Origin of the sequence: Prosthecobacter fluviatilis, assembly GCF_042655725.1 — a bacterium.
Classification (GTDB): Bacteria; Verrucomicrobiota; Verrucomicrobiia; order Verrucomicrobiales; family Verrucomicrobiaceae; genus Prosthecobacter; species Prosthecobacter fluviatilis.
Map to the genome: position 1 here is coordinate 876,933 of NZ_JBHSMQ010000001.1, position 11,018 is coordinate 887,950.

12 protein-coding genes are annotated in these 11,018 nt (G+C 61.9%); 3 read left to right on the forward strand and 9 right to left on the reverse strand.

Translation table 11 applies throughout. From position 1 onward, the window contains the following. The first annotated feature begins 147 nt into the window (after positions 1–147). Complete coding sequence (proS, locus tag ACFQDI_RS03355) at positions 148–1,662, forward strand: proline--tRNA ligase (RefSeq protein ID WP_377163394.1); 1,515 nt, start codon at positions 148–150, stop codon at positions 1,660–1,662. 110 nt (positions 1,663–1,772) lie between these two features. Here proS and ACFQDI_RS03360 read toward each other — a convergent pair whose 3' ends face one another. The 7 genes from ACFQDI_RS03360 to ACFQDI_RS03390 form a co-directional block, all read right to left on the reverse strand. Continuing rightward, the gene (locus tag ACFQDI_RS03360) at positions 1,773–2,666 is read right to left on the reverse strand and encodes a beta-propeller domain-containing protein (RefSeq protein WP_377163396.1); all 894 of its coding nucleotides are present in this window, start codon (positions 2,664–2,666) and stop codon (positions 1,773–1,775) included. 81 nt (positions 2,667–2,747) lie between these two features. Further along, positions 2,748–3,365 carry a redox-sensing transcriptional repressor Rex gene (locus ACFQDI_RS03365; RefSeq protein ID WP_377163397.1) on the reverse strand — a complete coding sequence of 206 codons (618 nt, stop codon included), beginning with the start codon at positions 3,363–3,365 and terminating at the stop codon, positions 2,748–2,750. Between the two features lie 65 nt (positions 3,366–3,430). After that, positions 3,431–4,225, reverse strand: a complete 795-nt coding sequence (locus tag ACFQDI_RS03370; RefSeq protein ID WP_377163399.1) for a hypothetical protein — start codon at positions 4,223–4,225, stop codon at positions 3,431–3,433. Beyond that, positions 4,222–5,145, reverse strand: a complete 924-nt coding sequence (locus ACFQDI_RS03375) for an ABC transporter permease (protein ID WP_377163401.1) — start codon at positions 5,143–5,145, stop codon at positions 4,222–4,224. Before ACFQDI_RS03375 ends, ACFQDI_RS03370 begins: the two co-directional genes overlap by 4 nt. After that, positions 5,142–6,005 carry an ABC transporter ATP-binding protein gene (locus tag ACFQDI_RS03380; RefSeq protein WP_377163403.1) on the reverse strand — a complete coding sequence of 288 codons (864 nt, stop codon included), beginning with the start codon at positions 6,003–6,005 and terminating at the stop codon, positions 5,142–5,144. Before ACFQDI_RS03380 ends, ACFQDI_RS03375 begins: the two co-directional genes overlap by 4 nt. A gap of 16 nt (positions 6,006–6,021) precedes the next feature. Next, positions 6,022–6,303: an acylphosphatase gene (locus ACFQDI_RS03385; RefSeq protein ID WP_377163405.1), complete on the reverse strand. Its 282-nt coding sequence runs from the start codon at positions 6,301–6,303 to the stop codon at positions 6,022–6,024. Continuing rightward, on the reverse strand, positions 6,300–7,769 hold the full coding sequence (locus ACFQDI_RS03390; protein WP_377163407.1) for a hypothetical protein: 1,470 nt from the start codon (positions 7,767–7,769) through the stop codon (positions 6,300–6,302). Before ACFQDI_RS03390 ends, ACFQDI_RS03385 begins: the two co-directional genes overlap by 4 nt. A 161-nt stretch (positions 7,770–7,930) precedes the next feature. On the opposite strand from ACFQDI_RS03390, the gene folP reads away from it, so the two are divergent. Both folP and ACFQDI_RS03400 read left to right on the forward strand, forming a co-directional pair. Next, the gene (gene folP / locus ACFQDI_RS03395) at positions 7,931–8,773 is read left to right on the forward strand and encodes a dihydropteroate synthase (protein ID WP_377163409.1); all 843 of its coding nucleotides are present in this window, start codon (positions 7,931–7,933) and stop codon (positions 8,771–8,773) included. Positions 8,774–8,787: 14 nt separating this feature from the next. Beyond that, on the forward strand, positions 8,788–8,967 hold the full coding sequence (locus ACFQDI_RS03400) for a hypothetical protein (RefSeq protein WP_377163411.1): 180 nt from the start codon (positions 8,788–8,790) through the stop codon (positions 8,965–8,967). A 371-nt stretch (positions 8,968–9,338) separates the two neighbouring features. On the opposite strand, the gene ACFQDI_RS03405 is transcribed toward ACFQDI_RS03400, so the two are convergent. Further along, positions 9,339–10,475, reverse strand: a complete 1,137-nt coding sequence (locus ACFQDI_RS03405) for a hypothetical protein (RefSeq protein ID WP_377163413.1) — start codon at positions 10,473–10,475, stop codon at positions 9,339–9,341. Positions 10,476–10,545: 70 nt separating this feature from the next. Then, positions 10,546–11,007, reverse strand: coding sequence for a c-type cytochrome domain-containing protein (locus ACFQDI_RS03410; protein ID WP_377163415.1), 462 nt, complete (start codon positions 11,005–11,007; stop codon positions 10,546–10,548). Between the last annotated feature and the right edge of the window lie 11 nt (positions 11,008–11,018).

An 11,018-nucleotide genomic window follows, 5' to 3' on the forward strand; every position in this document is an offset into this window, starting at 1 on the left:
AAACCATGGAGGAATGGAAAATGGTGGAACTAAGAATGGCGGAAATGGCATGGCCCTGTGAAGACCCACCGTTTTTTACCGCCCGCGAACTTCGCGCTGACCCTTGCACTCTGCGTCCCGCTCCATACTCTTTCGACCCCAAATCCCATGAGCAACGCCACCGCCATCACCCCCACACGTGCCCAAGACTTTCCCGAATGGTACCAGCAGGTCGTTCGTGCCGCCGACATGGCGGAGAACTCCGAGGTGCGCGGCTGCATGGTCATCAAGCCCTGGGGCTACGGCCTGTGGGAGAGCATCCAGCGCCAGCTGGACGCCAAGTTCAAGGCCACCGGCCATGTGAACGCCTACTTCCCGCTCCTCATTCCCCTGAGCTACCTGGAAAAGGAGGCTCAGCATGCCGAGGGCTTTGCCACGGAGTGCGCCGTCGTCACGCATCACCGCCTGGAGGCGCAGAAGCAGCCGGACGGCACCACCAAGATGATCCCCACCGGCGAGCTGGCCGAGCCCTTCGTCATCCGCCCCACTTCCGAGACCATCATCGGTGCGGCCTTTGCCCGCTGGGTGGAAAGCTACCGCGACCTGCCGCTGCTCATCAACCAGTGGTGCAACGTCATGCGCTGGGAGATGCGCCCGCGCCTTTTCCTGCGCACTGCCGAGTTCCTCTGGCAGGAAGGACACACCGCGCACGAGACGGAAGAAGAAGCCATCGTGGAAACCCGCACCATGCACAAGGTGTATGAGGAATTCCTGCGCGACCATCTGGCCATCCCGGTGATCCCTGGCGAAAAGACGGAGCGCGAGCGCTTCCCCGGCGCGGTGCAGACCTTCACCGTCGAAGCCATGGTGCAGGACCGTAAGGCCATCCAGGCCGGCACCTCCCACTACCTGGGGCAGAATTTCTCCAAGGCTGCGAACATCCAGTTCCTCGGCCGCGACAACACCCGCCAGCTGGCCTACACCACGAGCTGGGGCGTGAGCACGCGCATGATCGGCACGCTGATCATGGCGCATGGCGACGACGACGGCGTGATCATCCCGCCGCGCGTGGCCCCCACTCAAATTGTCATCCTGCCGGTGACTCCAAAACCCGACACGCGTCAGGAAGTCATCGACGCCTGCGAGGCGCTGGCGCAGACGCTGCGCACGCAGACCTTTGCCGGCGAACCGCTGCGCGTGCACGTGGACAAGCGCGACCTGCAGGGCGGAGCCAAGAACTGGGAGTGGATCAAGAAGGGCGTGCCGATGCGACTCGAAATGGGACCGCGCGACATCACCAGCCGCAGCGTGGCCGTGTGCCGCCGCGACCAGGGACCGAAGGCGAAGGAATTTGTGCCGAAGGAAGATTTCATCCAGTCCGTGACCGAGCGCCTGCAGGAGATTCAGGACGCCTTGCTGGCCCGTGCAACGGCGCTGCGCGATGCCAACATGAAGAAGCTGGAGACGCTGGAGGAATTCAAAGCCTTCTTTGCCGAAGGCTCCGAAGGCGGCTTTGCCCTCATGCACTGGGCTGGCAGCAGCGAGGAGGAGGAAACTCTCAGCAAGGACATGAAGGTCACCATCCGCTGCATCCCGCACGGCGATCAGTTTGCCGAAGAAGGAAAGTGTTTCCTTACTGGCAAGCCGAGCACCCGCCGCGTGGTGTTTGCGCGGAGTTATTGAGGCAGGCCGGAGTAGTGCGGGCAATCCTGCCCGCAAAGAGAACGTTCTTCACGGGCAGGATTGCCCGTGCTACTTCCTCGCTGCTGCCCTGGTCACGATGAGCGCTTGCCTCAGCGCAAAATCTCCCCCTTCGTCACATCTCCGGGCACATCCAGCAGCATGATCTGATTGATGGTCTTGAACTGCGCGTGGTCGGCCACGTCCCAGACGATCTTCTTGTCCCGCGTGACTTCGATGACCTGGGCCTGCTCGCCGATGTGGCCGTGGCCGAGATAGACGCAAAAGACGGTGTTGCCATTCGGCAGGCGCTGGCAGCCTGCCATGAGGCGCAGGGTATAGCCGGGGATGTCGTTTTCTCCGAGCTCCCACACGATGTTCTCTTTCGCATCCAGCTCGCGCACCTGATGGCCGTCGCCGCAGGTGATGAGCAGATGCCCCTCGGGCAGCGGCACGACTTCATGCGGATCTCCGGGGACCTTGATCTGGCGCAGCACTTTGCCCTCGCCATCCAGCTCGACGATTTTGCCCTCGCCTTTGAAGGCCACGAGGTAGTGGCCGTTGGCCAGCTTGCGCGTGCCTCGGAATTGATTGTGCAGCTTGATCTCCGGCGCGGCGGCCAGCTTGATCTCCTTGGCGATCTTGCCTGCGCGATCCACCTCGATGATGCGGCTCGTTCCGCATTCCACGAGCATCACATTGCCATCTGGCAGCGGCTGGCAGGCGTGCACCTCCACTTTCACATCGGTGGGGGCCTTGTATTCCCAGACGACCTTCTTGTCAGGCGTCACCTCCAGCGCGCCGCTGACAAAGCAGAAGAGGTAGTTCCCATTTGGCAGCTTCCAGCAGTCCTGCGGGGCCTTGCAGTCCCACTGCCACTCGATCTTGCCCTCGGCAGACACCACACACACTTTGCCCCCGCCGTAGTCGCAGCAGAGAAACGGATGCGCCGCAGCAGCGGACGAGACAAGGGCGAGGAGGACGGCGAGAAGTCGGAGCGTGGGCATGATAAAAAGGCTGGCCCACATCAACGTACACCGCAGGGCGTTTGATTCACGCCATTCTCAGCGCGCATCCCCCGCTGAAAATCAGCGGATGAAGTAGCTCAGGTTTTCCAGCTCCACGGCCAGATCCACGCTGTTCACGACCACGTTTTCGGGCACGTCGAGCACGGTGGGGGAGAAGTTCAGAATGGCCTGGATGCCGTGCTGCACCATCTCATTGACCACGGACTGGGCGCTGCTGGCTGGCACGGAGAGAATGGCCATCTTCACATTCTGGCGGCGGATGAAGTCGGGCATGTCCGTCATGGCCAGCACGGGGACGTTGACTCCTGGCACCTTGCGCGGAGCGAGGTCAAAGGCGGCGGCAATTTCAAAGCCCTCCTTGCGGAAGCCGCCATAGCGCATGAGCGCGGAGCCCAGATTACCCACACCCACGAGGATCACCGGCTGCAGCTTGTTCTGTCCCAGCACGTCGCCGATGGTGCCGCTGAGGGCATCCACATTGTAGCCCAGGCCGCGTGTGCCCAGCTGCCCAAAGTAGGCCAGGTCCTTGCGCAACTGCGTGGACTTCACCCCGGCGGCCTTTGCGAGCGCGGCAGAAGAAACCGTGTCCACCTGGTTCTCACGCAGACGCTGCAGGCAGCGCTGGTAGATCGACAGGCGGTAGATCGACTTGCGGGGTATATCTACTTTGGCGGGCATTTGGGGGGAACAATGTGAAAATTCACCCAAACGTAACGAATGTCAAACGGTGCTAGGCAGCAGGCCTACTGTCTCAAAGGGCCGGACTGAGGATCGGGCGTGGTTCTGACGGGGCCCGCATCCGGAATGCGCTGAGCTGCTGGAATGTGGAGGTTTTGCTCCAGCATTTTGAGGAACTCGATCAGTCCTGGGGTGGACTTTTTTTCGTCGTAGAGCTTTTTCAGAATCGCATACCCTTTGGCCCAGGAGTCCGGGTCATTGGACTGTGCGTAGGCGTAGCCGGCGAAGCGTTCGGTGAAGTTCAGGCCGCCGTGCTGAAAGGCGCTCAGGTAGGCGTCGCCTGAGGCTTTGAAATCCTTGCTGCGGTTCCAGTGCAGGTCTCCCAGTTTCTGCCAGAGGCGCGCGTTGTCGGGCATGAGGCTGAGGCCCTCCTTGAGGAGGTCGATGCCGCGCTGCACATAGTCGCGGTACAGGGTGCCGCGCAGCCCTGCTTTCAGCTCCTTGTTGTAGAGGTAGTAGGAGGCTGCGTTGTAGGCCATGTGCCAGGAGGCCTCCTCCCAGTAGCGGGCGACGCGGGGCTGGAGCTGTGTCACAAAGCCGTAGTATTTGTCCACCTGCGCCCAGTTCACCCGTGTGAACTCCACGTGGGCACGCAGCTGGAAGATGGTGGCGATGAGTCCGCGCAAGCCGCCAAAGGCTGCTGCGAGGCCCATCTGGCCCATGTTTCCTTTCACACCCAGGTGCAGCGGGGCATCCACCAGGCGCATCGTGCGCAGGTCATGCGTCACCTTCTGCTCCAGCGGCAGCTTCAGCACACCAAAGATCAGCAGCAGCGCGGCGGCCTGGAGTTTGCGTTTCATAGCTCCTTTTCCACAAAGACCAGGTGGGTGACGAAGAGGTAAACCGTGATGTAGAGGGCTGTGATGCCGGTCATTTCATACACTGCCGCCCATGGCACGATCTCGCCGTTGGCCACGCTGTCCACGACGTCAAACTGCGCCAGGTCCGGGCAGATCGCGGCCAGCAGAAAGGTGGCGACGCGCGTGGAGGTGCTTCCCAGATTGGGCTGGAGCACGAACTCGCGAATCATCGCATGACCGTGACCGATGATGGTGATGCAAAAGGCGATCACGATGGTAAACAGGGTCGAGCTGGCGATGCAGGACAGCAGCAGGGCCACGGTCGTCACCACGGCGGCTTTCAGGAAGATGGCCCAGACCGCCCAGTGCAGATTCCAGGTGAGCCCCTGCCGGGCCACGATCTCGCGCATTTGGGCGATGACTTCGGGAGTGTCCTGCCTTTCTGTGCGCAGCTGGGCCACGGCCGCGTTGAAGAGCATGGACTGCTGCAGCCACAAAATGAGGCTCAGCACCGCATCAATGATGACCAGGCCGGAGGCGATGAGCATCAGCACGCCGAGCAGCTTGCCCAGCAGGTAGTCAAAACGCGGCACCGGCTTGGAGAGGATGGTGTAGAGCGTGCGGTCCTCCAGATCCTTTGGCAGCAGCAGGGCGGTGGCGACAATGCCAAACACGATGCTGAAAATCTGCAGCACGCCCAGGGACATGGTCTTGAACTGGCTGAGCTGCTGCTCGGGATTGATCGTGGAGAATCCCACCCCCATGGCGGCCACCAGAGCGCAAAACAGCAGCAGGAAGGGCAGGATCTTCATCCGCATGAGCTGCGTCATCGTCGCATAGGCGAGCGTCCATACGCGCCCGGGCGAGAAGCGCACCGGGGCCACGGAGATGGCGGTGGTACTGGGGGGGGCTTCGCTCATGGTTTTTTGGGTTCGTTCGTGGCTTCGATGAACAGGCGCTCCAGCGTGGTGCGCGGGTGGCCGCTGCGCAGCAGGCGTGTGCCGCCGCCTTCGGCCTTCACCAGGGCGTCGATCTTGGCCAGCAGGTCTGGGGTGGCGTTTTCAAATACGAGCTCGGTTTGATTTTCCACGGCGATCAGCTCATTGAGCCTGCCTTCGCGCACCATGCGCCCGTGGGCCATGATGCCTACGCGGTCGCAAACTTCCTGCATCTGCTCCAGCAGGTGGGACGTCACCAGCACCGTGATGCCGCGTGCGCGGAACTCGATGATGAGATCCCGTATGATGCGTGAGCCGGAGGGGTCCACGCCGGCGGTGGGCTCGTCCAGCACGAGCAGGCGCGGCTCGTGGATCAGCGCCTGCGCCAGTCCCAGGCGCTGCAGCATGCCTTTGGAATAGCCGCCCACACGCCGTGTCGCCGCATCTTCGAGGCCGGTCAGCGCCAGCATCTCCTCGGCGCGCGATTTCAAAAGATCACCGCTCATGCCGCAGAGCCTGCCATAAAAGTGCAGGGTCTCGCGCCCGGTCAGGTGCTTGTAGAAATACGGATTTTCCGGCAGGAAGCCCACGCTGCGGCGGCTGGCCACCTCCGTGCTCGGGATGCCAAAGATGCGGGTCTCGCCCTCGGTCGCATTGAGCAGGCCCAGAATGGCCTTCATCGTGGTGGATTTGCCAGATCCATTGGGGCCGATGAGGCCATAGACCTCTCCTGCCTCCACGGTGAATGACACATCGTGCACCGCGCGAAAGGCACCTTTGCCCAGGTGGCCTTTGAAGACCTTGGTCAGATGGTTCACGGAAACGGCGGGCGTGGCGCTCATAGGGGTAGGGGACGGGTTAATCACGCAGAATGCTGAATCCACGCAAGTTTGGCTGCGCGGCAACGGCATTGACCTCACGTTCCTTGATGTGGGAGCCCAGGCTGCTCTGCTGGATGTCCTCCAGAAAGGCGTCCAGCTCGTCGGCCTCAAAGGACTGGGCCAGCATTTCGACGCGGCCGTCTGGCAGGTTTTTGACCCAGCCGGTGACATCAAAGCCCGAGGCGATGCGCTTCGTGCTGTAGCGAAAGCCCACGCCCTGGACGCGGCCGGAATAGAAAACATTTTTTGCAGTCATCATTTCATCAAAAGTTTCAATGCAGCCCTGGCTTCATCGCTGGCCGCTTCAATCAGCACCACACCGGCGTCGCCGCGGTTGCGCAGCAGGCACACAAACCGGCCCTGCGCGCTGAATTCGTTTTCGCCCTGGGTGGCGTAGCGCTGCTTCAGGCAGCTGAGCATGGCTTTGTAAAAGGCGTCTGCGGAGGATTTGTCCATGAACAGGGTCTGCCATGCGGCGTGGTCGCGTTTGGCGCCGCCGTCCGCCGCCCAGACGAGCAGCCGGTCTGCCACCAGACCGCGCGCACCCAGTGCGGCGTCTTCATCCTCATTGTAGGTCCGCAGGACTGTCACGCAGGCGAACTTGCCGAGGCAGTCGTCCCAGTAGGGCAGCACGCCTTTGAGCTTTACCTCATCCAGCTTGATCTCCACGGGGGCAGGGCGCTCCGGATCGAGATAGACCTCCGGCTCAATGACCTCTGCGGTGCTGATGGGCGGGCGACTGTAGGCGGCGTTGAGCTGCGCAAAGTTGCCGGCGCTGTGCAGCGTCTGGGCAAAGTCAAAGCCGCGGCTGAAGGGGAACAGCGCCAGCTCACGCAGAAAGGCGGGCATGGGTACCTGGTTCAGTGGATGGTCCGGGTCCTCCGCAGGCAGGTCGTCTTTCAGTGCGGAGGCCGGGTTTTGCAGCGAGTGGAGGAAGCGTGTGAGCGCTGCATCGCCCGCAATCAATGAGTCACGCGCGAGCCGCATGTCCGTTTTCACAGCGCCGTGCTGTGGCTGATACAGGATGTCGCCATACTCGCGCAGCAGCTGGCCGAAGGCGATCCCGAGAGGCTCGTTGGAAGTTACTGCCGGGCCGGAGGCGGTTGCGGGGTCGATCGTGTACATCGTCTCCGACTCATCATCATACCAGCCGCCCAGCTGCCGGGCCAGCAATGCGGCACGCAGTGGCAGCGGATCGATGGCCTCAGGAATCCAGCCCAAAGCTGCGAGTCCACGCGCAAATTTCTTTGCCTCCTCGTTCGGTTGCTGGCGTTTCAACCAGGCGAGGATGACGATTTCCACCTCCTCCTGGCTCACGGCTGTCGTTACCAGGGGCAGCGCCTGCAGTTTGCGCATTTTCATCATCTCCAGGCCCATGCCCACAAAGTCCGGCGGCTCTTCATCCGCCTTCTGAGCCATCTTGGGCGCGTCCTTCATGCCCAGCATGCCGAGCTTCTGAATCAACTGCGCATTCTCGTCTTTAAGCGCGTCATTCTGCCCCTGCAAATACTCGACCTGGCCCTCCAGCAGAACGATCTGCTTTTTGAGGTCTTCCAATGGGCTGCCGGAGGCGCTGACCGGCGCTGCTTCCTGCTTTGCCACAGCCACCTGCGTCCGCTGGCCGTCTGCTGGCGGCGGCTCTGTGCCGGCCCCCACCAGAAGCAAAGCCGCGGCCCCTCCTAGCGCTAGGAGTATGATCAGCAGGGTGGCCGGGTTGAGCTTCATCGCCAAATCATGCAGCGGGAAAACGGCGCGGGCAATTCATCCTTCGCTAAAGCTTCGGAGAAGAGGTGCCCCGGCGCTTTTTTTCAGTGCACTTTTCCGCTTGGCGCAAGGCCGTTCCAACCCAACATAACCGGAACCGGGCACAGCCGCCCGCACCACCCATGCACCGCTGGCGATTCGGCAACCACGATCTCGATCTCACCCACCGCGGGCTCATCATGGGCATCGTCAACGTCACGCCCGACAGCTTTTCGGATGGCGGGCGCTTCAACGATCCCGGTCGCGCCGTGGAGCACGCCTTCATGCTGCTGGCGCAAGGTGCGGACATCCTGGACATCGGGGGAGAGTCCACTCGCCCTGGTGCCGAGCCGGTCAGTGAAACGGAAGAGCTGCACCGCGTGCTGCCCGTGATCCGTGCGGTGCGCTCGCAGACCCAAGCTCTCATCTCCATCGACACCATGAAGGCCGCCGTGGCCCGCGCCGCGCTGGATGCCGGGGCCGACATCATCAATGATGTGACCGGCCTGCGTGGAGACGCCGCCATGCCGCGCGTGGCGGCAGATTCCAAAGCGGGCCTCGTCGTCATGCACATGACCGGCACGCCGCAGACCATGCAGAACCAGCCGCAGTATGAGGATGTGGTGGCCGAGGTCGGCAGCTACTTTGACAACCGCCTGCGCGTGCTGGAGGGCGAGGGTATCGACCCCGAGCGCATCGTGTTGGACCCCGGCTTTGGCTTTGGCAAAACGCTGGAGCACAATCTCGCGCTCATGCGCGCCCTGCCGCAGCTCAGCACCCGGCGCCCGCTGTTGGTGGGTGTGTCGCGCAAATCCATGATCGCCCGCGTCATGCACTCCGATGCCATGGAAGACCGCTTCTGGCCAACGATTGCGCTGAGTGCCTACGCCCGCGAGCATGGTGCGAGGATCATCCGCGTGCATGATGTGAAGCCGAACTGCGATGCGCTGCGGATGATGGAGGCGATTTTGGAGACTGGTCAGTAACACATTGCACGGCCATGAACGATGACTCTGGCAACCCTCGGCAGACCTCCAATTCGTCGACCATTGCTTTGGTCGTGTTGCTGGTGCCGTTGCTTTATGCGCCTATGTTCTGGCTGTATGATCATACTTCGCTAAAGCAGCCATTAGACAGCTATATGGCGTGGTGGGAGCGGTTGGGCTCGAGGAAGATGTGAGAAGCGTCCCTTTTGGCAGAATGACCTGCGATGAATGACGCTACCACCAGCAAAAGTTCCAAGAGCGGAGCATTCGCTGCGATGCTAGTGGCACTGCCTCTGCTGTATGTCTTGAGTGTCGGGCCAGTATTCTGTCTTCTTGAGGATTCGGCATGGTGCCTAAAACATCCGCGTCTTATAAATGCCGTGCTGAACATTTACAGTCCGCTGAAGCCACTCTTTGCGCACGAATCCCTGGGCCCACCATTCCAGCGGTATGTCGATTGGTGGGTTGGTTTGGCCAAGGAGCCGTTACTGGGCCCAGGGCCCTTTTTCCCCGCTGACCAATACTCCGAAGATCCCTTCGCCCTGCCTGAAAACACTTCCGCTGATCAAGATCCAAAATAGGGAATGCCCAGCTTCTGCGCCACGCGCTTGGGCCGGCGCATCGCTTCGGCCATTCTTGCTGCTTCATCGGCACCGCGCAGGTCTTTGCAATCGGGGTGGGCTTCGGGGGAGTCGATGAGGCCGAGCTGGTGCAGCACATGGGCGGTGCTGTGCTTGTAGGGGGAGGCGCTCATGCGGTCGTCGAGGCGGAAGACCATGTCTTCAAAGGACTGGAAGGCCTCGAAGAGCTTATAGACGCGCGTGTCAAAGCGGCCGGTGCCGGTCTTGAACTTCTTGTCGGCCACGCTGTCCAGCAGCCACATGTCGCGGGCGGCGCAGATGAGCGGGCAGGCGCTGACGCCCGCGCCGATGAGCAGCGGCAGGCCCAGCTTGATGGCGGTGGCGATCCCGTAGTCGTCTCCGCTGTGCGGGGAGAAGGGCAGGTTCAGCCCTTTGCACATGGTGGCCCAGTAGTGGAAGTGCGGCTCGTCCAGCGTGCTGACCTTGCCACCCACATACGCCGGATGCAGCGCGATCTCATGGAACAGCCACGGATCAAACGGTGTGGCCCAGGGCACAAAGGAAGGCTCCAGCGCATGCGCGATGCCTGGGCGGATCAAGTGTTCGGCGATCTGAAAATAGGCATCGCGTCGCGGCTCATTCTCCAGCGTGTTGAGCAGCTTGCTGGTCATGATCATCATCTCGCAGTTGTCGTGCTCCTGCGCGATGTCGAGCAGCGGCCAGTAGCGCTCGGCTTTGAAGGCGGTGTCGTTTTCCGCGCCGCGTGCGGTCACGCCGGCGATGAAGCGCTGCGTGGGAAACTCCGCGCGGAAGCGCCTCAGCACCTCGGCATACAGGTCATTGCTAAGGTCAAAGATGTAGCCGGTGTCTGCATTGAGCACGAAGACCATCTCCACGCCGTAGTGCTCGCCACACTGCTGCATCCAGCGCACGCTTTTGGTGAAGCCGTCCCAGTCGGGCTTCTTGTCCTTGAAAGGCAGCAGCGTGGCCACGCAGAGACGTGCCTTGGTGGTGTGGTCCACCAGCTCCTCCTCGCTGGTGTAGGCCCAGACGGTTTCATTCCAGGCGGTGGAAGGCTGCAAGTCTGCGGGATTCGAAATGAGGGCGCGGTGGTCTGCCATGGGTGCAGTAGAGCACGCACCGTCCTGAGCACCAAGACGAATTGCGAATGCGCAGGATCGGAAATTGTGATTACCGAATGATCTTCAGCGTGCCGGCTTTCCCCGCAGGCCAGGCCGCGCCTTCTTTCACCCATTTGTTGATGATGGCGTATTCATCCTTGGTCAGGCGCTCGCCCACGGCGGGCATGACGCTGACGTTTTGATGCACAGTCTTTACATTGGCCACGAGCAGGCTGGTCTCCGGATGACCTGGGACGATGTAGGTGCCGAGGGCCTTGGTGCGCAGGGCTTCCTTGTGGCTGGCCAGGCTCATATGGCCGGGCAGGGCCTGGCGGTTGTGGCACATCACACACTTGGCCTCCAGCACCGGCTTCACATGCGCCACGAAATCGACGGGGCCATGCTTGGCGGCGTGGATGGCGTCCTTGCCCAGCACGTTCTCGCCCAGCGGCTTGGTTTCCGAATCAGGAGGCGTGGCGCAGGAGGCGAGTGCTAGGACGCAGAGCAGGGCGGGGAGTCGGCGGATGTTCATGAGGAAACAGA